Consider the following 26,362-nt stretch of genomic DNA (forward strand, 5'->3'; position numbering starts at 1 on the left):
TCAAGGCCGGGCAAACGTGATGGGATGCGTCATCGCCGCGTATACCGGTGCTTGACGCCCGGCGGGAAGTAATCCGGATCTTCGAACGGCCGCAATGTAACTTTGGGAAGTTGTTTTTCCGGAGGCGTGTAGTTGGCGAATTCGCTGTTGAGCCGCAATAACTGCGCTTTGACCGATTCCGCAAGCATCCGGCATTTCCGGTCGTCCGCCGCGGCGCCGGGCAGCAATTCAGCGGTTACGCTCAGGTATTTGTCCCCGTCCGCCGACTCTTTCGTTTCCAGCACGAATTTTCCCGTCGCCCAGGCCATGATGTCCGGCTGCTCCAGGCCGACCGTCACGTTTTCCGGATAGATGTTGGCGCCGTAGAACGATACGGTGAAGTCCGCGCGCCCGAATACGTACGCGAAGGGCAGGGGCCGGCACGGAAAGCCGTCGTCCAGACCGTGATCGCTCAGCGCGGCGCCCCAATCGCGCAGGAAGTCGCGCATCTCGCGGTAGCCGACAATTCCGCCTTTGTCGGCGATGTGATAGCGGATCAGCGGGACGCCGTTATCGCCCGAAACCACCAAGGTTTCCTCGTGAACCTCGAAAAACCGGCTGATCGGATCGTACTGGACCAGCGTCGGCAGGCGCGATTCGCCGAACAGCTCCCGCGCTGCCTTGGGACGATCGGCCAGAAACCGGCGGATGGCGATGCTCAGCGGCGTTTCGTTGCCCAACACCCCGGCGTCCGCCGTGCCGTAGAGCGAGGCCGAATCGTGGCACGGCGCTTTCGAGCCGGCCCGTTCGCCCACCAGGCTGCGCCATTCCTCGCTAAACACTTCGCCGGCGAAAACCATTTTCACCCGGTAGCGCGGCCATTCGATTCCTTCGGCAAGACCGGCATCGATGACATCCTTGATGAACGGCGGATAGCCGAGGAGCACGGTCTGCTCGAAGCGCGGCGCCAGTTCCCGGATGACCCGGAAGATTTCCTCTTTCTTGTTGCCGGGCGTCGCCACCATCAGGGGATAGCCTTTGGCCGCGAGATGCCAGGCGCAGGACGTGGTGTACAGTCCGCCGACCCAGTTCCCGAGGGCGAAGCAAACCACGGCGAGCGTGCTGCGTTCGTGCGCCCTGAAGCCGTCGTGAAATATCTGCTCGAAACGCAACGCGATATCCAGCTCGTCGACGATCGACCTGGGCCAGAACGTGGGAGTTCCGGTCGAGCCGGAGGAAACGGCCACTCGGTCGCACTCCGACAGGTTGCCGTTGCGGCAGCGCTCCGGCAGCGGGTAGGCCCGCATGTAATTGGCCTTATCGATCAGCGGAAGCCGCCGGAACGCTTCGAAGGATCCGATCGTCTCCGGCGCGATGCCGTGCGCATCGAGAAAGGACCGGTAAGCGGGAACATGGCTGGCCGTTCGCCTGAACAGGTTCAATAGGACGGTTTCGGGATTCGTTGCGAGCCGCTCGGCCATCAGCTCGTCGAGCGACCTGAACATAAACCGATGGAGCCCGGCTTGGATTTCGGAAGAGCGATGGGTCGGCATGATTCGTCGCGGTATCGGGAAGCGATGTTTGAATTATGATCCCCATCCGTTTTCAAAGCCAACACCGTATCCGTCGGATGTCTCTCGGGGAGAAGGTCGGGATGAGGGAATCAGGGAGAGAATATTCCTGGATTTTCGATGCATTTGCTCTCGAGATTTTCATCCCGCGTCAACGGCATTCCGTGCGGAATGCGTGTGGGTATGTGTAGTAGGGGCGACTCAAGTCACCCCTACGCCCGCATTGAAAGCGCTCTAGCCCTCTCTATAAAACAAGGCGCGGGGACCGAAAGAACGGAACGGGCGCCGCTCCGGTCTAACGGCCCGGGGTTGCCCCGAAATGTAGGGAGAGTGCGCGTATGTCGATCAGGCGTGTTTGCGGCGGTTCGCGGGCGGCGAGCATGCTCCGCCGAGCCGGGGCGCTTTGGCTGTGCTCTGTCATGAGCGCCGCGGTTCTTTGGACTCGGCCGGCCCATGCGACGGAAGTTTACAAGTGCCGAACCGCCGAAGGATTTTCGTATGCCGATGAGCCGGTTTCGGGCAGTTGCCGCCGGATACGGCTCAAGGTCGGCAAACCCGATCCGAAGGCGATCGCGCGGCTGGAGACGTGGAAAGCGCAGCAGGCCGCCGAAGAGTTCCGGAAAGCGGCGGAAGCGCGCGAAGAGCGGCTGGTCCGGGCGCGCGAGTTGGAGGCGTTGGCGGCATGGCAATCGGCGCGCGCGGCTGTGATGGAAGCTCAGGCCGCTCAGTATTGCCGGCAATACAATCCTCTGCCGGTCTATTTTCCGTGGTGGGGCTATCCCGCGCCGGGCCCTCTGGTCTACGGGTATCCGAATTTCGGCGGATATCCGTCCATACGCGGGCCGGATGAGGCCCGCTACGCACGCCGGGCAATGCCGGCCGTTCGGCTGCATGTTCCGGGAAAGCGGCGGTGGCGGTAAAGCCGGATGCCGCGAAGGTCAAACCAAGCCGATCAGGAACGCGGCGACGAACAGTCCGAAAAGGACGAGCAGGCTCTTCAGGGTAAAGTCCGCCACTTTTCGGAAGATGCGGTCGCGCGCCTGAATCAGCCGTTCGATCGCGTCGATTTGCTGCTGTTCCAGGGGTTCCGGAGCTATGCCGTCGGGGCTGACGGCGAGCGCTTCCGAGGCGATCCGGTTCTGCCGGAAGGCATCGAGCCGTTCGTAGGCCCGGCCGCATTGAAAAATGAAATCGGCCACGGGCTCGGGGGAGCCGGAATGGTTTTTCAACAGTCGCTGCCTGAGATTTTCGAGCGTCGTCAAAGACTCGGCGATGTCTTCCGGTAGGCGGCGGCCGGCTTCTTTGAGTTTTTCCTCGAAGCCGGGGCTCTCAAGCTGGATCTGCTCCGAAAGTAGCGCATCGACTCGCCGCAGGCCGAGATCGATAAGGTTTTTGTCGTCTGAAGTTGCCACGTGGGTCTCGTATCGGGAAAAGGAAGGGCTTTCGCGAAGTCGCGCAGGTCCGAATCATATCGAAGAGCGGAAGCATTGTTCCAGTGCTTCCGGCATGGCGGCCAGCTTCGAGGAGCGGATATCGCTTTCCTCGGAATCGCGATTCACCGCTTTTCCGCTCGACGCGAATCCCGTTTTCGGCCGATTTGATGTCCGGGGTACGCCGGCTGTGCGGGGCGGAGCGCCTTAACGGCTGCCGCCCCGGAGTGCTGCGCCCGGCTCGGGAGCGGAAAGCGCATGACACGCTCTGGACCGCTTCGGAATGCAGGCCTTCATTGCTGCACGGTCACGAACGACAACTTGCCTATCCCCGAGCGCTGGGCACTGGCCATGACCTTGGCCACGGCATCGAACACCGCCGCCCGGTCGGCCTGTAGCTGGACGCTGATTTCCGGATCTTTCTCCTGCAAGGTTTTCAGCTCCGTCTCCAGGGATTCCAGCGGGACCGGACGGTCGTCCAGCAGCGGCTGGCCGTCGGCATTCACGCTCAGTACGGCGATGTGCTGGTCCGGCGCCGGTTCGGTTTGTTCGGTCTTGGGCAATTTGACCCGGACCACCTGGGTCAGGAGGGGCGCGGTGACGATGAATACCACCAGGAGCACCAGCATCACGTCCACCAGAGGCGTGACGTTGATGTCGCTCACTTCGCCGCCGTCGTCTTCTTCATGAGGTGTGTGCATGGCCATGTTCGATCACCGCGGGTTGAGTGAGATGATGTTGAATCGTTGCGTGCAGGAAATCGCTGGCGAAATGGTCCAGCGTGGTGACGATGCGCCGGTTTTGCCGCAGGAAAAAGTTGTAGGCGATGACTGCCGGAATGGCGACGGCGATCCCCAGGGCCGTGGCGATCAGGGCTTCGCCGATCGGGCCGGCGACCACTTCCAGACTGGCCGAACCCTTGGCGCCGATGTCCTTGAGGGCGTGCATGATGCCCCATACCGTGCCGAACAGTCCGATGAACGGCGCCGTGCTGCCGATGCTGGCCAGCCAGCCGAGGCCGGCTTCCATCCGCGCTTTTTCCTTTTGGATCTGTAGACGCATGGCGCGTTCGAGCAGGTCGTGCCAGGCTTCTCGTTTGTCCGTCCGGAACGCCCGCTGCGCCTGGGTCAGCGTTTCCAGGCCGGCCTGCCGGACGCGGGCGAGCTGGGCCGCGCCGCCGGTCGCGGGTTCCCGGCCGGCGTCAGGTTCGGAGCCGTTCCGGAGGGTTTTCAGAAAGCTGCGGTTGCGCAGTTTATTCAGGCCGAGTTCTCCCGCTTTCAGCAGAATCACGCTCCATGTCAGCAGGGAAAAACAGCCGAGCGCGCACAATGTGCCGTCGACGATGGCGGTTTCCGATAAGTTCAGCATGATGTCCTCTCGCGTTGCAACTGGTTGTTTCAATCGTTAGTTGTCGTTATGGAAACTCTGGTCAAGTCCTTCGACAGACTCAGGACGAACGGTAACGTATCGATTCCGTTCGTGGCGAGCCCTTGGGCTTCGCTCAGGACAGGCTTGTCGAACGCTCTCCGGCGCTTGCTCTGGGCCTGTCGAAGGGCATGACCGGAATCCACGTGTTCAGAGCTTTATTATGAGGAGCCGTCGGCGGGGCGAGTCGCGCGACCGTGCGATGATTTCGATGCGCGCTGCGATTCGCCAGCCGGCGCGGGAAGCCTTGGCGCCCGGCGGGACGAAATACGTGCAAAAACTGACGGTCAGCAGCAAGGTTGCGCCCGAGGCGCGCCTCATCCATTCTGTGAGATGCCCGCTCATCCGGATCACTCCAATCTGAACTCGATGGGCACGGTGGCCCAACTGGCCTGCGCCACGTCGCCCCGTTTGGCGGGCACGAAGCGCCATTTCTTCACCGCATCGAGAGCCGCTTCGTCCAGTACATCGTGACCGCTGGACCGCTGTACCTGGACCTCGCCGCAATGTCCGTCGGCGGCGACGTAGACCCGCAGTACGACCAGCCCTTCCCAGTGCCGGCGGCGCGCGACGCCGGGATAAACTGGTTTCGGATTGTGCAGGTAGTCGGCGTTCGAGCTGGCCGGCGTGTAGCTGTCGCTGCGCGCGGCAGCGGCACGGTCTTGGGAGGGCGCGGAAGGCGCCGCCGGCGCCGGCGGCGCGGTGTCCGTCTGCGCCTGCTCCTGCTTTTGCGGTTCGGCCCGCTTGACTGCGGGCTCCTTGCGCATCGGCTTCGGCTGGGTTTTTTTCACCGGTTTGGGATCGGGCTTCTTCGTTTCCTTGGGCGGCGACGGCGGCGGGGGAACGTTCGGCTGAACTGCCGCCGCGGGGGAGGGCGGGGCGGACAGGACCATGTCGATCGTCGGCAGGGGCCTCGCTTCGGTGAAGGGCAGCGGTTCCGGCCGGTTGACGTACCAGAGGAAGAGCAAGCCGTGCAGCACGGCGACCAGAGCGGTCACGGCGGCCACCGCGAGCGTCCGCTTCCAGGTAAAGGGGAGCTCGACCAGCGTGGCCGGCACGCCTCCGAGTCCTCCGTGCGGCAGATGTTCGGATACGAAATACATTTTCATTTTCCCGCCGCCAGACTGGGCACGGAATCGAGAGCCCGCGACGCTTTGCGAGCCGGCTTCTGACGTTTCTCGCCGCCTTGTAGCGCGAGGACCGGGGCGCCCGGCGGCATGCAGACCCGGTATCCGGGCGTGTCAGCCGGGGCGGGGCCGGAATCGGGCTGACAATCCGCCACTTGCTGCCGCAACGCATCGAGTCGCTGCCTTATCTCGTCGAGCAGTTCCTCGATGTATTCGAAATGGATCTGAAAATAGCGTGCCGAAGGAAACTCCGACCGATCGATCCCTCCCGAATCCGGAGCCCGGGCGCCGTTCGAACCGCTTGGGCGGCACAGCGCCGAGCGGCCTTGCTTCATCCTCATGACGATTCCTTTTTGTTGCTTCTTTATCGGTAAGACGTAAAAGCAGGTCTAATCCCGTATTGCCGATTCAAAAAAATTCGGCAGCGGCCGTGGCGTCCGGAAAATCGAGCGCCGGATGCGTCGAAACTGCATGCGTCGAAACTGCGTGATATGCCGCAGTCAGGTGAGCCATACGCCGCATGCTGCGTCAGGGAGTCGTGTCAGGGGCTTGAATCAGACCGTTATGGGAGGCGGCACAGACTTTGCATTTCTCGGCACGTCTCTCTCCGAGGCCTCGATGCCGCTCGGACGGCCTCGGGCTCCAACGCCGTTAAGGAACAACAATAATGAAATCGTCCGCCAGCCTCATTCAGTCGACTTTTTTGGATACCCGAAAACCGTTGCTGCAATTGCTGAAGCGCCGCATCGGTTGCAGTGATACCGCCGAGGACCTGGTCCAGGAGACCTATTTGCGCGTCATTCAGCAAAATTCCGTCGAGGAGATCGCCAATCTTCCCGCCTATCTGTTCCGTATCGCCAGCAATCTGGCGATCGACTACGCGCGGCATGTCGTGGCGTCGGCGCAGGCTTATCACGAGCCGCTGGAAGACGATTTGGTCTGCCCCAAGCCCTTGCCGGACAAGATCACGGAAGCCTGCCAGGAGATGGATCTGCTGGGACGTTTGATCGCCGAGCTGCCCCCGCAATGCCGCCGGATCTTCCTGCTGCACAAGGTTCAGCACCTCAGTCACGCCGAGATCGCCGAGCAACTGGGTCTTTCCCCGCGCACGGTGGAAACGCAGATCGGCAAGGCGTTGAAGATTTTGCGCGACCGCATGCGCGCGTCCGCGTCATAGCGTCGCGATGAAAGCAAAACGCCCTTCGGCGTCCTGTCGGAGGGTCGCTTCCGGAGAAATTTTCACCGTTTGACAATGACCGATCGACCGGCTGTAATCAAAAAAAGGCTGGCGAACCTCACGCCAGTCCGTCGCGCAGACGTCACTATAACGACCGGTTATGCATCCAAACTCCGTGGAGACGACGATTTCCGACGAGGCGATCGAGTGGTTCTCCAAACTCAACTCCGGCCAGGCTACGCCCGAGGATCGCAGTCGATTCGATGACTGGCTCAAGCGTAGTCCCTTGCACGCCAAGGCTTATGCGGACGTCGAGGCGTTTTGGGCATTATTGGACGAACCGGCCAAGCAGGTGTTCGATCGGCAGGAAGCGCAGGCTCGCGGGGAGACCGGCGCCGGCCCTCCGGTCCGCGAGACCGGGCCGCCGGGAAGTCGATGGTTCCGCCGGGCCGCCGTGGGGCTTTCCCTGGCGGCGGCGACCGGCCTGTCCGTTTGGTTGTCGGGAGAACTTCACTTTTGGACCAGCGATTATCGCACCCAATGGGGCGAGCAGCGGGAAGTCACGCTGGAGGACGGTTCCCGAGTCTTTCTCAATACCCACTCGGCCCTGTCGGTCGAATTCTCTCCGGAGCGGCGCACGGTCCAGCTCCTGGAGGGAGAGGCTTATTTCCAGGTGGCCCATGATCCCGCCCGCCCCTTTCTCGTCGCGACCGCTCACGGCGTGGCCAAAGTCACGGGCACCGCCTTCAATGTATATGCGCAAGACGATCGGATGACCGTCACCGTGTCCGAGGGGAGGGTACGCGTCTACGCCGTCGGCGCCGAGGACCGGGCGGTCGATCTGACCGCCGGATTGCAGGCGAGCGGCGATGCGGAAGGCATCGGCCCGGTCCTGCACGTGGATGCCCGGCAGGCGTCGGCCTGGCGCGAAGGTCTCCTGGTGTTCAACCTTCAACCCCTTTCCGCCGTGGTCGACGAATTGAACCGTTATCTTCCCGGCAAAATCATGATCGTCGATCTGCGCATCGGCAAGCGCATCGTCAGCGGCGCCTTCGATCTGACCCATCCCCGTGATGTTCTCGCCGCCATCGAAAAAACCCTGGAGCTGAACTCTCTGAATCTCGCCGGCGCGCTGATCCTGCTTTATCAGCCCGACCTCTGAGCGGAAGACCCCGGCGGGGCCGGCGGCAATCTTTTCTTTTCGAAGCCGGTCAAACGATAAGCGTGCGATGGGCCCATGAACCTAAACCCTCTCCCCGGCCTTTCCCAAAGGGAGAGGATGTTTTGAAGGTCGGGACCAGGGCGTCTGGCCCCTCGCCCTTTGGGCGAGGGGCCGGCGTGGCCTGGCGGCCGTTTCGGAGATTCAACCAGGGTTTTTAGGGTGAATGGCGAGAGCTTCGGCCCGCCCCGAAAGCGGAACGGGCCGAGGCCGATGAATCAACGCGGATAAGTCGGAGCCGGGTAGGGCTGTTGCGGATAACCGTTGGGGTATTGCGGGTAACCGTTCTGCTCGGGATAGCTGGCCGGTTGCTGCGGATAGGGATACGTGTTCGGTTGCGGGTAGCTGCCGGGTTGTTGCTGAGGATAGGGATTCGGCTGAGGATACCCGTTTTGCGGATAAGCTCCGCCCTGCGGAGGGTAATAGCCCTGGTTTTGCGGCGCTCCCGGTTGCTGCGCGGCCGCCTGGTTGGGGCGGATCAGGAGTTCCACCCGACGGTTGCGCGCCTTGCCGTCTTCCGTGCTATTGCTTGCGATGGGCTGGCTTTCGCCCATGCCGACCGTTTGCAGGCGGCCGCCATTGACGCCTTGCGCCATCAGAAATCCGGACACGCTGCTAGCGCGCCGGCGGGAGAGATCCATGTTATAGGCGTCGTTGCCGTCCGAATCGGTGTGTCCGACCACCGTGAGCAAGGTTTCCGGAAACTGATTCAGCGTTCCGGCGACTTGCGTCAGCGCGCTCGCCGCTTGCGGCGAGATTTGGTCGGAGTTATAGCCGAAAGTAACATTGTTCGGCATGTTCAGAACCAGATCGTTGCCGCTCCGCTGCACTTCGATGCCGGTACCGGCCAACTGGTCGCGAAGCTGCGTTTCCTGACGGTCCATGTAGGCGCCCACGCCGGCGCCCAGCAATCCCCCCACGCCGGCGCCGATCAGCGCACCTTTGCCTTTGTCCTTGGCGATGATCGCTCCGAGCCCGGCCCCGCCGGCCGCGCCTATCAGAGCCCCGGTGCCGGTCTTGCCGAATTGCGGCGAACCCCCGTAAGGACCGCTCGCGCAGCCTGTCAGCAACCCGGCGACTACGCTGGCGGCAATGGTCTTTTTAAGCATTATTGTCTCCTCTATGGACGGTTTGTTTTTGAGCGCGGGCGGCTTATTCGCTTTTGGCCGCATCGCTCGAACGAACACAGTGTAACGCAGGTTTTGCACTATTGGGCCTTCTGTCGAAAGCCCGCAGTTCGAAGGCCGGGACCCGCTTTTCGCCGATAATCAAAAAAGCGAAGCCGCAAAAGCTCTTTCGCCCTTTGGAAGACGGGTTGGAGCGTCGCAGAAGCGAACGCTCGGCAATCAGCTTTTGGCAGAAAGCAAGAATCGGGCGCGATCCCAAGCCGTCTTGAATCGGTTTCAGCGAGACAAGGAGACGATACCAATTGCCCTTGCTCATCGAAGCTGATCAGGAAACGGTCAAATAGGGCATCGAGATTGGCGGTCAGCAGAAAGCCGTTGTACTCGTCCAGGCTACGGTAGCGAATGGCGAGCAGGCCGAGTTGATCGAGATTCGGGGTGTTGAATCGCCAACCGCGACGGAGATCGCGCAGCAGCCGATAGCCGACGATGAAGCGCAGCGTCCGTTGTGCTTCCTGCCGCGCCAGACCGATGAGCTTCGGCGTGCGCAGGTACTCGACGAGGGTCGCTTCATCGAGTTGGTCAAGCCCAGCGCCTTGAAGACCGCATCCGCCAGTTGCTCCTCATTCAACTCGCCGTTGCTGGCCTGTAAAGCGCCGATCAGTCCGGCGCGCAAGGTCAGCAGGAAAACGAAGTCGTTGAAGTGCCCGGCTTGCAGGGCGGCATCCTGGCGGTTGGGGGCCATGACAATGCTCGACCACGCGTCGGTCATCCTCGTCGAAGCGCGTCAGGATGAGCTCCAGCATCATGAAATTGGTCAGAAGAATGTCCGGCGGGTTATCGGCAATGGCGGTGCGTTCGGTCTGTGTCTCCTATCCAGTGTAACGGGCTACCGAGAACGGCCGGTGTCCATCCGGGTAATCATGCAAAAACTTATCGAGTTCTTCGAGCTGACTATTTGCCAGCGCGTTCATCGGATAGATGACGATGGCACGGGTGCGCGGCGTCTTGTCCTGCTCCTTGGCCTTGAGTATCCGATCGATCACCGGGATGAAAAACGAAAGCGACTGGCCCGAACCGGTGCCGGTTGTGACGGCATAGCTTTGCCGATTTTGGCCCTTGGCAATGGCTTGCATCTGGTGGGCGTAAAGCTGTAACGGCAGGGCTTGTCCTTCAGCCTTCCCGATTTGAAATATCTCTGCGCAGGCCTTGTGGAGAAGCCCTTCTGCGGCGAGTTGCTGGACAGTCCCTTTGCGCTGATAGTTCGGGTTGATCTGGATGAGCGGTTCCGGCCAATAACGGCCTATCGCATTCTGCCGTTCTACCTCGTCTCGGATATCGGAGGCTTCGATTCGAACAAAGCTGCGAGAAAAGGTGCGATGCCCTTCGATCAACGTATCGCGAAACTCAAATACGTTTAACATCCTGATTTTCCATCACACTGGTGTCGATGTCCCGGTGTCGCCACCGCCGGTTTCGAGAAGATTCCCCGAACGCTCCTATTGAGGTCGTATTCGCCGGCGCCCCCATTTCAATATTTCACGGGGTCGTTGCGCCCAGGAACTGTTCGATTGTTACCGCCTGTCCCGGAAACGCATGCAGCACTTTTTGTCTGCCGTTACCAGCGGAACTCTCAGATAGGGCGAGCCACACAAACTCGCAATCGTATGCGCGCAGCCGCTTTTGATGGCGAGATCGAGCACTGCGGGGCCGTCGATGGCTGTTTCGGGTACCGTAACGACTTCTTGCGCGAGCGCCAGAAAACTATCGGCATCACTCCGGGCGACATCATTGCGGTGCACCGAGAAGAACGTTGCAGAACTCGGAATGGATAAGTAGCGGCGCGAACCAATTCGGATCCCTGATCAGAACTGCCTCGGCTTTGGCCGCATGAGGGGTGGGCAGCAGCAAGTAGGCAAGCAGGTTGGTATCGACCAAAATCATGGCCGGCCAGCCTCCTTCCAGCTATCCACATCGGCTTCACTGATATTCGGGGGGGAACGGTCACGCACCGCCCGAATGCGCTGCAACAGTTCGGTTTTGTCGTGGGACGGCTGTTGCTGAACATGCTGTTCGAGAGCGAAAAGAATTTCCTTCGTAAGACTGCGATGATGATGTCGAGCGATATCCACTAACCGCTGATATGATGCGTCGGGGATGTTCTTGAGTGTGATGCCTGGCATGGGTGTCTCCTGGCGGTAATATACCGCCCTTGTACCGCCGCTCCTGCCGCCATAATGAGACATGAATCTCGGCCTGGCTGCCAGCAGAGAGCGGTAGATGATTGATAGGAATCACCCAAACCATCGAGGCATTTCCCTATCATCAGAAGTAATTCTCTCCGGCAGAGATACCGGGCGCGGGTGCCGGACAAGCCCAACTGGGTTTCCTTGATCCGATTTTGTTCGCCGCTTTTCTCTCGAAATGCTTTTCGAGACGTTGAGGTGTCGTTTCGAGCGTCCAGCGCTCGCGGTATGGCGCGGCTACGGCGATAGCGCCGATTTTTCCCGATTCGGGGAGGAACCGCCGCAAACCGGGGCGCTCGGCGTTCCGGCATGCGGCGATCATTCCGGTCTATGCCGCCCCTATCGGATAGGGGCAACCGTAGTCCGGTTCGTCGAAGCGAGTCATTTCATCTCGGCCAACTCGCCCGCCGGGATTACGCCGTCCGAGCGTCCCTTCAGATAGGCATAAAGGCCGTCGATGTGATCCACGACGGCTTTATTGCCCTTGTAGGCGGGCATGCTCTTTCGGCCTTCCATGACCACCTGCTGGAACTGTTCTTTCGAGAGACTCTTCAGGCTGTTGAGCAGATTCGGAAACGCGGGGCCGCCCTCGGCGGTAGGGCCGTGGCAGGTTTCGCAGCGTTGGCGTTTGTAGATTTTCCAGCCTTCGAAGGTGGTTTTATCCACTTTGTTGCCTTCGACCTTGTAGGGCGTCTCGGCCCGCGCCATCGGCGCGGAAACCGAAAGCAGGCAGCACGCGATGATGCCCAATGCCGGTTTAACTGCTGTCGGGAGATGAAATGTCATGGGTAAACTCCTTTTTACGGTCCATGTTTGAGCAGCCGGGACGCGCGGCGAAGCCGCCGCTCCGACCCGAAGTCGAGATCCAAGGCCGCGGTTTCCCGGTGACATGTGAATCGCGGCGTGTTGGGTTCGGCAAACGGATCATTGCACACAATCGGCGGCAAATGAAGCGGATGCCCCATGCGAAGAGGCGGATTCGGCCGATATCCTGAGCTTTTCACGGATGGAGCAGGCGGTTTCCGGCTCACGCCTCCTCGCGCAGGCGACGCATCAGCCAGCCGCGAAAAAGCGCGGAATCGGTCATGGAAGGCAGCCCCTTGGATTCCAGGAATCGGTTTAACTCGGCAGCGGACGAGGGTTCCCGCTCGTGCTCGTACCAAAAAAGATCGCGGAGAAATTCCCGCCCGAATCTTTCGTGAAGACGGGATTTGCCTTTGCTCTGTTCCGCGAGCCGCTTTGCTCGGAGTGCTTGAAGATCGATTAAATTTGATTGCTCGTCGGCCACGGCCGAAACCTCGGTCGGATGGATTGTGGTTGATCGCGCCGCCGCATCGATTAGGCTTCGGCGGCTTTCTGTCGGGCGCGTTCGACGATCCCTTGCGGAATCGCGACGGCGCTTCGACGACAGGGATTATCGCAAACTGCGGACGTGAAAAATCGGAAACGAGAAACGCAGTGCATATCCGGCGGAATTGCCAGGCTCGCGACGATCCGATTGGAGGATCGTGTTCCGCATCCGAATTCGACCGGCGAGATGGCATGACGAGACGGTTTAAACGCCACGTGGCTTTCTCCGGGAACGGATTTTTCGACCGATCCCCGATGTCATAAATATTCAAAAATCGCTGATTTGTAAGATAAATCGGAGAAAAGCGCAGCGTTATCCGGAAAATCGACGCAGGAACATCATGAAAGCCTTGTTATTATTGATCACCCTGTTTTATGGAGATCTGGCCATGTCTTGGGAGTCCTCACAATTCAAGAAAGAAAGCAAGGAAGGCCTCCGTGAAAAGCTGACCGGCGAACAATTCAAAGTGACTCAGGAAAATGCCACCGAGAGAGCATTCAATAATGCATATTGGGACAATCATCGGGAGGGCATTTATGTCGATGTCGTCTCGGGTGAACCGCTCTTCAGTTCACTCGACAAATTCGATTCCGGCACCGGATGGCCGAGTTTCACCCGACCATTGGAGCCGGATAACATCAGCTATCGGCAAGACCGGTCCTGGTTCATGGTGCGAGACGAAGTGCGCAGCAAGTATGCCGATTCCCACCTGGGACACGTGTTCGACGACGGCCCGCCGCCCACGGGAAAGCGCTTCTGCATCAATTCGGCGGCGTTGCGATTCATTTCCAAGGAAGATTTTGAAAAAGAAGGATACGGTGAATATCGGGCGTTGTTCGAACAAGCGAAATGACGGAATAGCGCGAACAAGAACCCCGCGAGCGGGTACGGCGCGTTGACGGATGCCGGTCCGTCCCGGCGGGCGCTCGCCGAGGCCGATCGATTCAAATAGGAGGGCGCGATGAAAGCCGTGAAGGTCTGGGCGACACCAAGGCGGTGTGCTCATAAAGAAAAAACCGATTAAGGTCCGCGACACCCTAATCGGTTTATCCTTGGTGGTGATGGGCGGGGTTGAACCGCCGACCTGAGGGTTATGAATCCTCCGCTCTAACCAACTGAGCTACATCACCTTATGACAGAAAAACGACTCGGTCCATTTCCAGGCTTTGCTCAACTCTTGGATTTAATTTAAGAATCAGAGGAGCATGATGCTCTGGCTAGCTGAACTGCGTAGCCGAAAATTAGAATGAAGATCATACTTTTTTGCCAAACTTCTGTCAATATTGCGATTGTCAGCGTTTTCGGCTTTTTGAATTTTCGACCGCGCAAAAAGCGGATCGTCCTTTAAATCGAGTTCTTCTAAAGAAAATGGGAGCAATGGAATTTTTGACGGGCACATGGGCTCTTTGGGGGCTTTTTGGCAGCGCATTCATATCCGCCACGCTGGCGCCCGGCGGCTCCGAGGCGGTGCTGGCCTATCTCGTGAGCCAGGCGGAACTTTCGCCGGAGGTTTTGCTGTTGACGGCGACGTCCGGCAATACCCTGGGCGCGGTCACGACTTGGGCGCTGGGGTTTTTGGCCGCGATCAAATATCCGGCCGAACGCTTGGCAAGGCCGCGTCAGCAAAAAGCGATATCGTCGGTGCGAAGATGGGGGCTTCCGATACTGTTGCTTTCGTGGCTGCCCATCGTTGGCGACGGATTCTGTTTTGCGGCCGGCTGGCTGCGTCTATCGTTTTGGCGGTCGTTCCTCGCCATAGCGATAGGCAAGGCTTTGCGCTATGCCGCGATCGTTTACGCATTTATTTGATGGCATCGCCTTTGGCTTGCGTATCGGCGGGGTCGCCCACCGGCGCGGCGAAGGCATCCGAGACGATGGCTTGCACGTTGCTGCCCGTCAGAGAATGCAGGAACGCGACGAGAGCCTTGATTTCGGTTTCATCGAGGTTCAAGGGCTTCAGCAGCGGATCCAGATTTTCGTTGGCAATGCCTCCCCGATTGTAGAATTCGATGACCTCTTCGAGGCTGGAAAGCGATCCGTCGTGCATGTACGGCGCGGTCAGGGCGACGTTGCGCAGCGAGGGCGTTTTGTATTTCCAGCGGTCCTTGGGATCCTGGGTGATTTCATAAAGGCCGAGATCGTTCGGTTTGGTTTCGCTGACGGCGGCCAGGGCGGCGGCGTCGATTTCCAGAGTGATTCCAGGCGCGGCTTGGATTTTCTGTTTCGGCGCATCGCCGGCCATCGCTCCCTGGAAGCCGATGCCCGTATTGTGCATTTGTTGATCGGTGAACAGAGCGTGATCTTTGCCGACGGTATGGCATCGAGAGCAACCAGCCTTGCCGGCGAACAGCTCGAAGCCGAGGCGCGCTTCGGCAGGCAGAGCGTCTTTTTGCTTCGCGAAATACCAGCGATCGAAAGGCGAATCGGCCGAGTTCAAGGTTCTCTCGTAGCTGGCTAAGGCCATGCCGATGGTTTCCATCGAGGGGCCGCGCCTGAAGGCTTTTTCGAATAGGCCGGCATAGTCGGGCAGGCCCCGGATTTTTTCGATGACATAGCCGATCGAGGGCGCTCCCATTTCGTTGCCGGCCAACAAGGGCCCCCAGGCTTGCTGTTCGAGCCGGTTTTCGCGTCCGTCATGAAACAGGCGCTGCAGATAGGCCACGTTGTAAATCGCGGGCGAGTTGCGCCGTACGGTGCGGCCTTCGATGCCGACGGCGGTCGCTTGCTCGTTACTCGCGAAGCCTTGCTCCGGAATGTGGCACATGGCGCAGGAGAAGGTGTTGTTGAGGGATAGCCGGCGATCGAAGAAAAGCTTTCGTCCCAGTTCGATCTTGTCCGCCGTTATCGGATTGTCCGATGGCGTCGGAACCGGAGGCAGGCCCAGCGGCGGGCGTTTGGCGTATCCGACCAGATCGGCCCGACGGCCGGAGCGTTCGGCGAGAGCGATGGAGCGGGTGACGAAATCGGCCGTTTCGTAGCCGGTTTTGTCGTCGCCGCCGCCTAGAAAAGCGGCGCGGCCGGCAGGGACGCTTTCGGCGGCGGCCGGGGATGTTTCGGCCAGCAGCGTTTTTACGTCGTTGACCAACGTGTCGGGATGGAGAAACGAGACGGTGTAAATATTGCGTATTTGCTTTTCCCGATCGATCAGGAACACTCGCAGGACATGGGAGAATGTGCCGAGGAATTTCCCGTCGGCGTCATAGTCCTTTCGGACGGATTGACCGTACGCCTCCAGGATGGGTTGAATTTCCCGCTCGGAGCGGGTGGTCAGAAAGCGCCATTCCGGGCTTTTGGCAAAGGCTTTTCCGTAGCGGGCCATGACCTCCGGGGTGTCGTGATCGGGGTTGAAGCTCAAGGTAATCAGCCGCAAATGCGAGGCGATCTGCGGTTCTTGTTCGAGGCGGCGCTGGATCTTGTGAAACACGGCGGCGGCGAGCGGGCAGCCGTTGACGTCGCTGCAGGTCGAATAGACAAAGCTCAGGAGAACCAGCTTATCGCCGTATAGGTCGTGCAAATTCAGTTCGCGTCCTGTATTGTCCAATACTCGGCCGTCGGATGCCTCGCCCAGAGCGGGTAGGACGTAGGTGCCGGGGGCCGGCAATGCGAAGGCCAGCGGCTTGTAGCCCGGCGCCAGGGATTGTTCGGGTTGAGCGGCGTAAGCGGAACAAAACAGGGCAAGCAGGCAAGGGGCGGCAAAAATCGCTTGGCGGATATTCATGAGGCGTTACCGGAGTGCTGGATAATCGTATAGTTCAAGGCAGATCGAACGGTCGTCGACGGACGGACTGCGCGGGTGTGTCTTAGGCAGGCGGCTCGCCCGCCGCGCAATCGGACACGTAGCGGCTTCGCTCAAGCGGTGAAATCGGTAGATAAGGAAGGTAGCCGGAATTCATGAGGCGTTTCTACTCCATCCAGGCGGTCGATCGCCGTTCCTAGAATTATCGGTTCAAGTGGATCGGACAAGATAGCATTTCAGCTCACGAGGAGGCTCAGGTCGATGGCCGCACCGTCAGATTTATATGAGACTTTGGATCCCGGAGACATTTCTTCGCTAAAGCGCGCCCTGGTCAATCGGCTGATTTATTCCATCGGCAAGGACCCGGTCGAGACTCAGGAGCGGGACTGGTTTTTCGCTTTGGCCTACGTCGTCCGGGACCTGCTCACCTTGCGCTGGATGGAATCCATGCGGCGCTATTATTTGCAGGACGCGAAGCGCGTTTATTACCTGTCGATGGAGTTCCTGATCGGCCGGGCTTTGGGGAATAGCTTACTCAATATCGGATGCTACGACGAATTCAGGCAGGTTTTGGACGATGTCGGGTTGAGCCTGGAGGCGCTCTTCGAGGCCGAGGAGGAAGCCGCCTTGGGCAACGGCGGCTTGGGGCGTCTCGCGGCGTGCTATCTGGATTCGCTCGCGACGCTCCAGTTGCCCGGGTTCGGCTACGGGATACGCTACGACTACGGGATGTTTTCGCAAAGCATCGAGGACGGTTACCAAATCGAGCACCCGGAAAATTGGCTGCGTTACGGAAATCCGTGGGAGTTTCCCCGCCCCGATGTTCTTTATCGCGTGCAGTTTCGCGGGCGGGTCGCGGAATATCGGGATACCGATGGCCAGCTTCGCTATCAGTGGGTCGATACCGAGGACGTGATGGCCATGGCCTACGACATTCCGATTCCGGGCTACGGCGGCGAGACCGTGAATAACTTGCGGTTGTGGGCGGCGAAGGCGTCGCGGGATTTCGAGCTGAAATATTTCAACGAGGGCAATTACATCAAGGCGGTCGAAGAGAAGACCCAATCGGAAAACCTGTCCAAGGTGCTGTATCCGGACGATACCACGCAAATGGGGCGGGAATTGCGGCTCAAGCAGGAATATTTCTTCGTCAGCGCCTCGCTTCAGGACATCCTGAACGACTTTTCCACCGATCACCGCAATTTTTCGGAATTGCCCCAAGAGGTGGCCATCCAGCTCAACGATACGCACCCTTCGATAGCGATTCCGGAATTGATGCGCCTTCTGGTGGATGTGCACCGCGTTCCCTGGAACGAGGCCTGGGATATCACCGTCCGGACCTTCTCCTATACCAATCACACGCTGCTGCCCGAAGCCCTGGAAGTCTGGTCGGTGCGTTTGTTCGAAGAACTGCTGCCGCGCCATCTGCAAATCATCTACGAGATCAATCATCGCTTCCTTGAACAGATCGGCGAGAGATTTCCGGGCGATATCGAACTGATACAGCGCGTCTCGGTGATAGACGAAGACCGAGGGAGACGTCTCCGGATGTCGCATCTCGCCATCATCGGCAGCCATAAAGTCAACGGCGTGGCCAAGTTGCACACCCGGTTGATGAAAACCACGATATTCCGGGATTTCGCCCGGATTTTCCCTGACCGTTTCGTCAACATCACCAACGGCATCACGCCGCGACGATGGCTGAATCAGGCCGATCGCGACCTTGCCGCGCTGATCACGGAATCCGTCGGCGCCGGCTGGGTAACCGATCTGGAACGGCTCCGGGAACTTGCGCCTTTGGCGGATGATGCCGAGTTCCGCGCGCGGTTTCGGGCGGTCAAGCTGGCTAACAAAGAGCGCTTGGCGGCGCTCGTCGACAAACGCCTGAGCGTCCGGATCGATCCGGCCAGCCTGTTCGACGTGCAAATCAAGCGCATGCACGAATACAAGCGCCAACTGCTCAACGTGCTGCATGTCATTACCCGATATAACCGGCTGCGCTCCGGGCATTCGGCGGACGCCGTGCCGCGCACGGTCATTTTCGGCGGCAAGGCCGCGCCGGGCTATCACGCGGCCAAGCTGATCATCAAGCTCATCAACGACGTGGCGGGAGCGATCGATCGCGACCCGGCGGTCGACGGCCTTCTGAAAGTGGTTTTCGTACCCGATTACAATGTTTCCCGCGCCATGGAGATCATTCCGGCGGCGGAACTGTCGGAGCAGATTTCCACGGCCGGAATGGAGGCTTCGGGTACCGGCAACATGAAGATGGCGATCAATGGCGCCATCACCATCGGCACCCTGGATGGCGCGAATATCGAGATTCGCGAGAAGGTGGGCGAGGACAATATCTTCATCTTCGGCCACACCGCCGAGCAGCTCGACGAACTGCGCCGCGCCGGCTATGACCCTTGGAGCTACTACTACGCCGATAACGAGCTGAAGCTCGCCCTCGATATGATTTCGACGGGATATTTTTCGGCGGACGAGCCGGACCGGTTCAGGCCGTTGATCGATTCCTTGCTTCGAGAGGGCGACAGGTTCGCTCTGCTGGCGGACTATGGCTCGTATATCGCCTGCCAGGAAGAGGTCGATCGCCTGTATCGCGACCCCGATGCGTGGACCCGAAAGGCGATTCTGAACGTCGCACGGTCCGGCTGGTTTTCGAGCGATCGCGCCATCCAGGAATATGCGGAACGGATCTGGGACATACCCGCGCGCCGGTGACCCGCGAACGAGGCCAGCGCCGCAACGCCGATGGTCCACCGACGTTCCTTATACGCCCGGATCCGGTCAGGCCGTGGTCAGGCCCTCATCGACGGACGTGTCGGCGTGCGCGGCTTCGTGCGTACCCTCGTGTCTTCCTTCGAAGGCTTTTTTAGCCGCTTCGGCGCCGTCGCGCACGCCTTCGGTCATTGCACTGTCGGCCGGAATCAGGCTGCCGATCAGCAAGGAACCGAACACCGCGCCATAAGTCAGGTAGTAGAAGCCCGAATAAACGCTTTTATGGATCATGCCGCCGAGCTCCGGAATGATTTCGGCGAAGGTCGAGCGTGCGTGCTCTGCACCTTCCTTGAAGGCTTCCCCGAGCCCTTCCGACGGTTCGGTTTCCCGTTTCGCGACATGTTCCGGACCCTCGCCGGCTTTCATCGCGCTTTCGGCAGCCGGAGCTTTCTCGGCCTTTTCGATACCCTCGGCGTGCTTCGATGTGTGCTTTTTTGCCATAGTCGTTCTCCATTGCGGACAAAGAATGAATGTGGAGCTTCCCGGTGCGGCGAGCGTGGCGTCGCCGCACGATCACCGGAATGTGTTCATCAAAGACCAGAATTCCCGGGATTAGTTCGACCGACTTGCCGGCAGGCTGGGGCGCCCGACATTACGGCGTCTCGTTCGAGACAAGGCAGGCGCAGTCGCCCGATGCAAGGCTTCTGCGCCTGTATGGCGCTAGACGTGGCGAAACTGGCCCGGCCAGTCGCGGTAATTGAACACCTGTCCGGTTTGCCGGATATGGGCGATCGACCCTAGATCGATTTCGGCGTAAACCCATTGCGCTTGATTGAGCTCGCCGATGGCGAGTACCCCGTTGTCCGGATAACCGTAATCCACCGGCGTGTAGATGCCGGAGGCACCGATGTTGACATCCACTGCTTCCGACCACGGCGCCTGACCCACCGTGGGCGATTGCACGACATAGCATTGGTTCTCCAAAGCGCGAGCCTGGCAGCCGATACGGACACGGTGATAGCCGGCCAGCGTGTCGGTGCAGCTCGGTACCAGAATCAAATCGGCTCCGGCTTCGACCTGCTTGCGGGCGATCATCGGGAACTCGCTGTCGTAGCAGATATTGATGCCGATCCGACCGAATTCGGTATCGAGCGTCTTGATCTCTTCGCCGCCGGTGATCAGCCAGTGCTCGTTTTCGAACCGGGTCATCTGGAGCTTGTCCTGATGATCGGTCGTTCCGTCCGGGCGGAATAGAAACGAACGGTTCCGGTAGTTGCCGCCCGACAGCCGGACGGGAAAGGAGCCCGCCACGATATGAACGCCGTGCTGTTCGGCCATGTCGGAAAACAGCATCACGAAATCGGGCAGCAGCGTCTGCATTTCGCTCAGTTGTCCGGACAGTGACTTGTAGACCTCTTCAGGGAAAAGGGAGGCGAGTTCCATGCTGAAGTACTCGGGGAACAGCAGCATCCTGGCGCCGTTTCTCGCGGCATCGGCGACCCAGCGGGCGATTTTGGCGGAATAATCGTCCCAGCTTTTCAGAAAGCCGATGTCGTATTGCGCGGCGGCTAGGCGAAACGGTCGGGATGGCATCAGATGTTTTCCTTCAAGGGCTTGAGCCAGAACACCATAGGTTTGGGCGACTCGGTCTCTTCATCCAGATCTTTCCAGGTGTAGGTCGTCGACAGTTCCGGATGCCTGGTATAGCCGAATTTGCTCCAGATCCGGTCGAGCGGCGCGTAATCCGCAGGACGGCGCGGGTGGTTTTCCGGACGCTGCACGCAGCAAAAGCAGCTCCAGTTGAATCGGCCGAGAGACCGGGCATGGCCTTCCCGCTCTTCGAAGAACTTGGGATAAATGCCTCGACCGCGGTAATCCTTCAGCAATACCGATTCGCCGCAATAAAAGATCTTCTTGGGATCGTAACCGTGTTCCTCGAAGGGTTTTTGAAACTCTTCGGTCTCATGTTCCATCGGGATTCCGGTCGTCGCGCCCACCACTTTGTCGCCGTCCAGCACCAATACGATCACGCTTTCCGGCGACCGGGTATAGGTCTTAAGGTATTTTTCCTCGTACTCGTAGCTTCCGTCGTAGAGATACGGAAAATCGCGGAACACTTCGATTCGCAGCCGCGCCAGATCGGGCAGGAACGGCTGCAATTCCGGGTCTTGCCCGGTAAAGCGCTTGATGGTGATCGAGTCGGTCATGGCCTTAGCCCTTTTCGACTTGGGCAATCCAGTCCTGCAAGTTGTAGTAATTGGTGATGCGCGCCACTTTGCCGTCGCGGATGTCGAAGAAAGCGCCGGCCGGAAGACGATATTTCTGGCCCTTGGCGGGCGGCAAACCCTCGTCGGTCACCAGATACTCGCCGAGAACCACGAATTCCGCAGCGGCCCGTTTGCCGTCGTCGCTGGTCATGATGACCCTATCCACGAGCTGTTCCTTGTAGTTCCGGTTCATCCGGTTCATGAACGCGCGAAACGCCTCTTTACCGATTTCCCGCTCTCCCTGGTTGATGTCGTGAACGACGTCATCGGTCAGCAGGCTCAGAAAGGTATCCATGTCTCCGGCGTTGAAAGCGGCGTAGTACTTTTCGATCAGTGCTTGGCTCTCTTTGTTCATGATAATTTCCGGTAAGGGTTGATGTCGTTCCGGATCGGGTCCGGGGTTTCGAAAAAATGTGAACTGGTTAGTTTAATCGATACCGGTTCGGATATCGACTCTCGGCAAGCGGCGCCGATGCCGTTCCGCCGCTTTCAGCATTTCCGCGCCTCTTCGATTCGGCTGATCAGGATGCCGTCCGCCACTCGGGTTTCCATTCTTTCATCCGGCCGGATATCGCGATAAGAGCGCAGAATTTCTCCGGTATCCTGTTTGTAGGCGACGGCATAACCGCGCGCCAGCGTCGCCAAAGGACTCACGGCCTGAAGGTGCTCGGCCAGCCCCGAGGCTCGCCGGGCGTGTTTTTCGAGAGTCCGCTCCATGGCCAGGCAAAGCCTTTGATAAATCTGCGCTCGTCTCATCTCCAGCAGCGAAAGCCGCGGCTGAGGCCGATGTCTGGATAGCGCGGCGGATTGCGTCCGCAGTCGCGCATCCGCGTCGATGAGCGAATTCGCCGCCGCTCTTTTGAGCCGAAGTTCCAGCTGATCCAGCCGCTGGTTCTGGGTTTGCAGACGTTTGCTGGGATGCTCCTGCCGCAGACGCTTGCGAAGATGGAGAAGGGCGTTTTTATCCCGTTCCAGCAGCGCTTTCATGCGCCGGGAAAGCTGCTGGTCGATTTGGGCGAAGCGGGCCAGCAATTCGGCTCCGTCGGGGGTCGTCGCTTCCGCGGCGGCCGACGGCGTCGGTGCGCGCAGATCCGCGACAAAATCGGCGATGGTGGTGTCGATCTCGTGCCCGACGCCGGTTACGACGGGCGTTTTGCACTCGAAAATCGCGCGCGCCACCCTTTCTTCGTTGAACGTCCATAAATCTTCCAGAGAGCCGCCTCCGCGAGCCAGGATCAAGACGTCGCACAGCTTGAGCCGGTCCGCCGCGGCGAGGGCTTTCACGATCTCGAATTTGGCCTCGGCGCCCTGAACCTTGACCGGGAAAATGATGGCGGGAATCGAGGGGCTTCGCCGCTTGAGTACGGTCAGAATATCGTGGACGGCCGCCCCCGTAGGCGAAGTGACGATGCCGATGCATCGCGGCAGCTTGGGGATCGGTTTTTTGTGCCGGACATCGAACAGGCCCTCGGCCGCTAAACGCTGCTTTAACGCTTCGAAAGCGCGCAATAACGCACCGTCGCCGGTTTCTTCCATGTATTCGACGATCAACTGATAATCGCCGCGCGGCTCGTAAAGGCTCACTTGAGCCTTGATCAGCACGTGATCGCCGTTCTCCGGCTTGAAATCCAGGGATCGGTTCTGCCCGCGGAACATGGCGCAGCGTATCTGCGCCTCGGCGTCTTTCAGGCTGAAATAAACGTGTCCGGACGAGGGGGCCGAGAGGTTGGAAATCTCGCCCTCGATCCAGATGCTGCCGAAGCAGTCGTTGAGCAGAAAGCGGGTCTCGCGGTTGAGCCGGGACACGGTGTACACGGCTTCCGGGCGAGGCGCTGTTTTTGTCGGCGTGGTCATTGCGGTAGACGGACGATTCAAGGGACGGCCGCGCCCTTATTCCGCGCCGCGCTTGAAGCGGTGGATCAGACGGCGGTCCTTTTTGTTCGGTCTGGTTTCGGACTGGAATCCAAGGGATTGTTCTTCGCGTCGCCGTGCGGCTTCGGCTTGCCGTCGTGCGATGCTCTCCGGAGACTCTTCATAAAGCAGGGCGGCTTCGGCGGCCGGGCGGCGCTGGGACGACAGGGCGCGGACGGTGATGTCCCATAGGTACTGATCCTTGGAGATCCTGAGCTTCGCGCCTACGCCGATCTCTTTTCCGGGCTTGACCCGTTGTCCGTTCAGATGGACTTTACCGCCGGCGATGGCGTCTATCGCGAGCTGGCGGGTCTTGAAAAACCGGGCGGCCCACAGCCATTTGTCCAAGCGCATCCGCTGTTCGGCTGCCGAGCGGTTCTCATCGACACGAGTGCGCGCCATAAAGCTTAGGAAGAGGGTGGCGTTTCCACCGCTAGCCCGGACTCCTGCCACAGATTGAAGCCGCCGGCGAGGCTGACGGCCTTTTCGTACCCCAGCTTTTGCAGGGCCTCGGTCGCCAACGCCGAGCGGCCGCCGGTTTGGCAGTAAACCAGGATTTCGGCATCGCGCCGATTTTGAAACGCGGGATGAGCGTCGATCTTGAATTCCAGCACGCCTCGCGGAATGTTTACCGCGCCCGGCAAAGCGCCGGATGTGTATTCCGCCGGTTCTCGGACATCCAGAATCAGTGTCTTGCCCAGCAGGGTCTTGGCTTCTTCGAGATCGACTTCTCTGATGTGCTGCTTCGCCGCGGCGACTAAATCCATCGGAGTTAAAGGCATCGGAACTCTCCTGCATGAATCGTGTCTTTCTATGGTACGCTTGCGGTTACTGTTTGGGTATAGGGAAAAGGGCTGAGCCATCGGTACCGACGCATGAGAGCGGGAGTTCCAAATTCAGTTATTTGTGTGGTATTATGCGTTTATAAATAGCGGGTTATTAGTAGTGCGCGAATCGAGTCGCCCCGCTCCGGTAAGGCATGCCCCACAGGGGCTTTTTTAGTTTTTAAAGGAATAACAAACAAAAATGGGCCGTTGTGCCCATTTTTTGTGAGTGAAATTTACGAGGTTGCAATGAAGCCGCAGGATCGTTTGACAGGTTTGATCGAGCCGGTCGTCGGCGGCCTGGGATATGAGCTGGTGGGCATAGAATTCGACGCCCATCGGCGGGTGCTGCGTGTTTACATCGACAACGAGGCCGGCATCACCCTCGACGATTGTACGAGGGTCAGCTACCAAGTGAGCGGCGTGCTCGATGTGGAAGATCCGGTTCCCGGCCGCTACCAGTTGGAGATTTCTTCCCCCGGCCTTGACCGGCCTCTGTCCAGGCTGGAGCACTTCGAGCGCTTCAAAGGCAGTCTGGCCCGCTTGCAGCTCGTTCGTCCCATCGACGGGCGCCGCAAGTTCAAGGCTTATTTGGCGGGCGTGGAAGATAATTGCGTGTTAATTCAAGAAGGCAGCGAAATTTTGCGAATTCCGTTTGAATCAATCGAAAAGGCGCGATTGGCGCCCGAGTTTGGCAGTTAAATACGAAGGACGACGCGATGGCGAACAAAGAAATCTTGTTGGTGGTGGATGTCGTATCCAATGAGAAAGACATCGACAAAGAGGTCATTTTCGGCGCCATAGAGGACGCGCTTCGCACCGCGACAATCAAGCGTCACGACAACGAAATCGACGTGCGCGTGGCGATCGATCGGAAAACGGGCGACTACGAGACCTTTCGGCGCTGGCTGGTGGTCGACTTCAACGAAGACTTCGAGAGCGGCGTCGAAAATCCGGATGTCGAGATTTCTTTGGATGAGGCGCGGAAAAGCCGGCCGGACGTCCAGGTCGGGGAATACGTCGAAAAGCCGATCGAATCCATCGAGTTCGGGCGCATCGCCGCGCAGACCGCCAAGCAGGTCATCGTGCAACGGGTGCGGGACGCGGAGCGCCGCAAGGTCGTCGATGCCTACAAGAACCGGGTGGGCGAGTTGTTGACCGGGGTCGTCAAGCGTGTGGAGCGCGGCAATGTCTATCTCGATCTGGGCGGCAATGTCGAGGCGTTTATTCCCAGAGACGAGATGATACCGCGCGAGGCGGTGCGGTCCGGAGATCGTTTGCGGGGCTATCTGAAGGCGGTGCGTCCCGAGGCTCGCGGGCCTCAGTTGTTCGTCAGCCGCACGGCGGCCGAGCTTTTGGTCGCGCTGTTCAGGCTGGAGGTTCCGGAAGTCAGCGAGGGGATCATTGAAATCAAAGGCGCGGCCCGAGATCCCGGGGTTCGCGCCAAAGTCGCCGTGAAGAGCAACGATCCGCGGCTCGATCCGGTGGGGGCTTGCGTAGGCATGCGCGGTTCCCGCGTTCAGGCCGTTTCCAACGAATTGGCCGGCGAGCGCGTCGACATTATCTTGTGGAACGAGAATGAGGCCCAGTTCGTGATCAACGCGATGTCGCCGGCGGAAATCGTCTCCATAGTGGTCGACGAGGACAAACATTCGATGGATGTCGCCGTCGCCGACGAGAATCTGTCCCAGGCCATCGGCCGCGGCGGGCAAAACGTGCGGCTCGCGTCGGAACTGACCGGATGGACGCTCAATGTGATGGGCGCCTCCCAGGCGGAAGCCAAGAACGAATTGGAAACGGCCAAGCTCATGCAATCTTTCATGGAGCAGCTGGACGTGGACGAGAGCGTTGCCGAAATCCTGGTCAGAGAAGGGTTTTCGACGGTCGAGGAATTGGCATACGTTCCTGCCAAAGAGTTGTTGGAAGTCGAGGAATTCGACGAAGAGATCGTCGAGGAATTGCGGAACCGCGCAAGAGACGCGCTGCTGATCAAGGCGATCGCCAGCGAGGAGGAATTCGAATCGTCGGAGCCCTCCAAGGAGTTGCTGGAAATGGAAGGGATGGATCGTGAATTGGCTTATCGCCTTGCCGCGCAAGGCGTGCGTACAATCGAGGACTTGGCCGAGCAATCGGTCGACGAATTGCTGGAGATAGAAGGCATGGACGAAGCAAGGGCTGCCCGTTTGATTATGACAGCCCGCTCGCCGTGGTTTGCTGAAGGTTAATGGGATTTCGACAGGGCAGGGGCTGA

General features: G+C 59.5%; 30 protein-coding genes and 1 tRNA gene. 8 read left to right on the forward strand and 23 right to left on the reverse strand.

The genetic code is table 11. The features are described from left to right. Positions 1-29: 29 nt before the first annotated feature. Positions 30-1,532, reverse strand: a complete 1,503-nt coding sequence (locus ACWJKU_RS05885) for a phenylacetate--CoA ligase family protein (protein WP_454146698.1) — start codon at positions 1,530-1,532, stop codon at positions 30-32. Positions 1,533-1,888: 356 nt separating this feature from the next. On the opposite strand from ACWJKU_RS05885, the gene ACWJKU_RS05890 reads away from it, so the two are divergent. Then, complete coding sequence (locus ACWJKU_RS05890) at positions 1,889-2,470, forward strand: hypothetical protein (protein WP_454146700.1); 582 nt, start codon at positions 1,889-1,891, stop codon at positions 2,468-2,470. 18 nt (positions 2,471-2,488) lie between these two features. Here the strand turns inward: ACWJKU_RS05890 and ACWJKU_RS05895 are convergent, their stop codons facing one another. The 5 genes from ACWJKU_RS05895 to ACWJKU_RS05915 form a co-directional block, all read right to left on the reverse strand. Continuing rightward, positions 2,489-2,962 (reverse strand): hypothetical protein, encoded by a 474-nt coding sequence (locus ACWJKU_RS05895; protein WP_454146702.1) that lies wholly within the window; start codon positions 2,960-2,962, stop codon positions 2,489-2,491. A gap of 311 nt (positions 2,963-3,273) precedes the next feature. Continuing rightward, complete coding sequence (locus ACWJKU_RS05900; protein WP_454146704.1) at positions 3,274-3,681, reverse strand: ExbD/TolR family protein; 408 nt, start codon at positions 3,679-3,681, stop codon at positions 3,274-3,276. Continuing rightward, complete coding sequence (locus ACWJKU_RS05905) at positions 3,665-4,348, reverse strand: MotA/TolQ/ExbB proton channel family protein (protein ID WP_454146706.1); 684 nt, start codon at positions 4,346-4,348, stop codon at positions 3,665-3,667. Before ACWJKU_RS05905 ends, ACWJKU_RS05900 begins: the two co-directional genes overlap by 17 nt. 407 nt (positions 4,349-4,755) lie before the next feature. Then, positions 4,756-5,508 carry an energy transducer TonB gene (locus tag ACWJKU_RS05910; RefSeq protein WP_454146708.1) on the reverse strand — a complete coding sequence of 251 codons (753 nt, stop codon included), beginning with the start codon at positions 5,506-5,508 and terminating at the stop codon, positions 4,756-4,758. A gap of 2 nt (positions 5,509-5,510) precedes the next feature. Further along, positions 5,511-5,873: a hypothetical protein gene (locus ACWJKU_RS05915; RefSeq protein ID WP_454146710.1), complete on the reverse strand. Its 363-nt coding sequence runs from the start codon at positions 5,871-5,873 to the stop codon at positions 5,511-5,513. Positions 5,874-6,199: 326 nt separating this feature from the next. Between ACWJKU_RS05915 and ACWJKU_RS05920 the strand changes: the two genes are divergently transcribed. After that, positions 6,200-6,709, forward strand: coding sequence for an RNA polymerase sigma factor (locus tag ACWJKU_RS05920; protein ID WP_454146712.1), 510 nt, complete (start codon positions 6,200-6,202; stop codon positions 6,707-6,709). Between the two features lie 160 nt (positions 6,710-6,869). Next, entirely contained in the window at positions 6,870-7,871 is a 1,002-nt protein-coding gene (locus tag ACWJKU_RS05925; protein WP_454146714.1) for a FecR family protein, read from the forward strand. A gap of 275 nt (positions 7,872-8,146) precedes the next feature. Here the strand turns inward: ACWJKU_RS05925 and ACWJKU_RS05930 are convergent, their stop codons facing one another. From ACWJKU_RS05930 to ACWJKU_RS05965, 8 genes are all read right to left on the reverse strand, one after another. After that, positions 8,147-9,037 (reverse strand): OmpA family protein, encoded by an 891-nt coding sequence (locus ACWJKU_RS05930; RefSeq protein WP_454146716.1) that lies wholly within the window; start codon positions 9,035-9,037, stop codon positions 8,147-8,149. A 43-nt stretch (positions 9,038-9,080) separates the two neighbouring features. After that, positions 9,081-9,371, reverse strand: coding sequence for a hypothetical protein (locus tag ACWJKU_RS05935; protein ID WP_454146718.1), 291 nt, complete (start codon positions 9,369-9,371; stop codon positions 9,081-9,083). A gap of 45 nt (positions 9,372-9,416) precedes the next feature. Then, complete coding sequence (locus ACWJKU_RS05940) at positions 9,417-9,797, reverse strand: hypothetical protein (RefSeq protein WP_454146720.1); 381 nt, start codon at positions 9,795-9,797, stop codon at positions 9,417-9,419. A gap of 127 nt (positions 9,798-9,924) precedes the next feature. After that, a complete protein-coding gene (locus ACWJKU_RS05945; RefSeq protein WP_454146722.1) occupies positions 9,925-10,446 on the reverse strand; it encodes a DEAD/DEAH box helicase in 522 nt (173 codons plus the stop codon). A 394-nt stretch (positions 10,447-10,840) separates the two neighbouring features. Then, the gene (locus tag ACWJKU_RS05950) at positions 10,841-10,996 is read right to left on the reverse strand and encodes a hypothetical protein (protein WP_454146724.1); all 156 of its coding nucleotides are present in this window, start codon (positions 10,994-10,996) and stop codon (positions 10,841-10,843) included. Further along, the gene (locus ACWJKU_RS05955) at positions 10,993-11,235 is read right to left on the reverse strand and encodes a hypothetical protein (protein WP_454146726.1); all 243 of its coding nucleotides are present in this window, start codon (positions 11,233-11,235) and stop codon (positions 10,993-10,995) included. Before ACWJKU_RS05955 ends, ACWJKU_RS05950 begins: the two co-directional genes overlap by 4 nt. A gap of 444 nt (positions 11,236-11,679) precedes the next feature. Further along, positions 11,680-12,006 (reverse strand): c-type cytochrome, encoded by a 327-nt coding sequence (locus tag ACWJKU_RS05960; RefSeq protein WP_454148054.1) that lies wholly within the window; start codon positions 12,004-12,006, stop codon positions 11,680-11,682. Positions 12,007-12,325: 319 nt separating this feature from the next. Beyond that, positions 12,326-12,586 carry a hypothetical protein gene (locus tag ACWJKU_RS05965; RefSeq protein WP_454146728.1) on the reverse strand — a complete coding sequence of 87 codons (261 nt, stop codon included), beginning with the start codon at positions 12,584-12,586 and terminating at the stop codon, positions 12,326-12,328. A 403-nt stretch (positions 12,587-12,989) separates the two neighbouring features. Here ACWJKU_RS05965 and msrB point away from each other — a divergent pair, with 403 nt between their 5' ends. Next, on the forward strand, positions 12,990-13,502 hold the full coding sequence (gene msrB / locus ACWJKU_RS05970; protein WP_454146730.1) for a peptide-methionine (R)-S-oxide reductase MsrB: 513 nt from the start codon (positions 12,990-12,992) through the stop codon (positions 13,500-13,502). 200 nt (positions 13,503-13,702) lie between these two features. On the opposite strand, the gene ACWJKU_RS05975 is transcribed toward msrB, so the two are convergent. Next, positions 13,703-13,779, reverse strand: a tRNA-Met gene (locus tag ACWJKU_RS05975). Between the two features lie 247 nt (positions 13,780-14,026). Here ACWJKU_RS05975 and ACWJKU_RS05980 point away from each other — a divergent pair. Beyond that, entirely contained in the window at positions 14,027-14,458 is a 432-nt protein-coding gene (locus ACWJKU_RS05980; protein ID WP_454146732.1) for a YqaA family protein, read from the forward strand. Here ACWJKU_RS05980 and ACWJKU_RS05985 read toward each other — a convergent pair. Beyond that, entirely contained in the window at positions 14,451-16,367 is a 1,917-nt protein-coding gene (locus ACWJKU_RS05985) for a cytochrome c peroxidase (RefSeq protein ID WP_454146734.1), read from the reverse strand. The genes ACWJKU_RS05980 and ACWJKU_RS05985 overlap by 8 nt on opposite strands. 279 nt (positions 16,368-16,646) lie before the next feature. Between ACWJKU_RS05985 and ACWJKU_RS05990 the strand changes: the two genes are divergently transcribed. Then, positions 16,647-19,112 carry a glycogen/starch/alpha-glucan phosphorylase gene (locus ACWJKU_RS05990; RefSeq protein ID WP_454146736.1) on the forward strand — a complete coding sequence of 822 codons (2,466 nt, stop codon included), beginning with the start codon at positions 16,647-16,649 and terminating at the stop codon, positions 19,110-19,112. A gap of 66 nt (positions 19,113-19,178) precedes the next feature. Here ACWJKU_RS05990 and ACWJKU_RS05995 read toward each other — a convergent pair whose 3' ends face one another. The 7 genes from ACWJKU_RS05995 to ACWJKU_RS06025 all read right to left on the reverse strand — a co-directional run bounded on the left by ACWJKU_RS05995 (position 19,179) and on the right by ACWJKU_RS06025 (position 24,069). Next, the gene (locus ACWJKU_RS05995; protein ID WP_454146738.1) at positions 19,179-19,610 is read right to left on the reverse strand and encodes a hypothetical protein; all 432 of its coding nucleotides are present in this window, start codon (positions 19,608-19,610) and stop codon (positions 19,179-19,181) included. A 219-nt stretch (positions 19,611-19,829) separates the two neighbouring features. After that, positions 19,830-20,702: a carbon-nitrogen hydrolase family protein gene (locus ACWJKU_RS06000; RefSeq protein WP_454146740.1), complete on the reverse strand. Its 873-nt coding sequence runs from the start codon at positions 20,700-20,702 to the stop codon at positions 19,830-19,832. Continuing rightward, complete coding sequence (locus ACWJKU_RS06005; RefSeq protein WP_454146742.1) at positions 20,702-21,316, reverse strand: GNAT family N-acetyltransferase; 615 nt, start codon at positions 21,314-21,316, stop codon at positions 20,702-20,704. The genes ACWJKU_RS06000 and ACWJKU_RS06005 overlap by 1 nt, the downstream gene beginning before the upstream one ends. 4 nt (positions 21,317-21,320) lie before the next feature. After that, positions 21,321-21,731, reverse strand: a complete 411-nt coding sequence (locus ACWJKU_RS06010; protein ID WP_454146744.1) for a ketosteroid isomerase-related protein — start codon at positions 21,729-21,731, stop codon at positions 21,321-21,323. Positions 21,732-21,865: 134 nt separating this feature from the next. After that, a complete protein-coding gene (xseA, locus tag ACWJKU_RS06015) occupies positions 21,866-23,230 on the reverse strand; it encodes an exodeoxyribonuclease VII large subunit (protein WP_454146746.1) in 1,365 nt (454 codons plus the stop codon). 36 nt (positions 23,231-23,266) lie between these two features. Next, positions 23,267-23,689: an RNA-binding S4 domain-containing protein gene (locus ACWJKU_RS06020; protein WP_454146748.1), complete on the reverse strand. Its 423-nt coding sequence runs from the start codon at positions 23,687-23,689 to the stop codon at positions 23,267-23,269. A 5-nt stretch (positions 23,690-23,694) separates the two neighbouring features. Further along, positions 23,695-24,069: a rhodanese-like domain-containing protein gene (locus ACWJKU_RS06025; RefSeq protein ID WP_454146750.1), complete on the reverse strand. Its 375-nt coding sequence runs from the start codon at positions 24,067-24,069 to the stop codon at positions 23,695-23,697. A gap of 291 nt (positions 24,070-24,360) precedes the next feature. Between ACWJKU_RS06025 and rimP the strand changes: the two genes are divergently transcribed. Then, positions 24,361-24,813: a ribosome maturation factor RimP gene (rimP, locus tag ACWJKU_RS06030; protein ID WP_454146752.1), complete on the forward strand. Its 453-nt coding sequence runs from the start codon at positions 24,361-24,363 to the stop codon at positions 24,811-24,813. 17 nt (positions 24,814-24,830) lie between these two features. Further along, positions 24,831-26,336 carry a transcription termination factor NusA gene (gene nusA, locus ACWJKU_RS06035; RefSeq protein WP_454146754.1) on the forward strand — a complete coding sequence of 502 codons (1,506 nt, stop codon included), beginning with the start codon at positions 24,831-24,833 and terminating at the stop codon, positions 26,334-26,336. The last annotated feature ends 26 nt before the right edge of the window (positions 26,337-26,362 follow it).

It is taken from the genome of Methylocaldum sp. MU1018 (genome assembly GCF_053646775.1).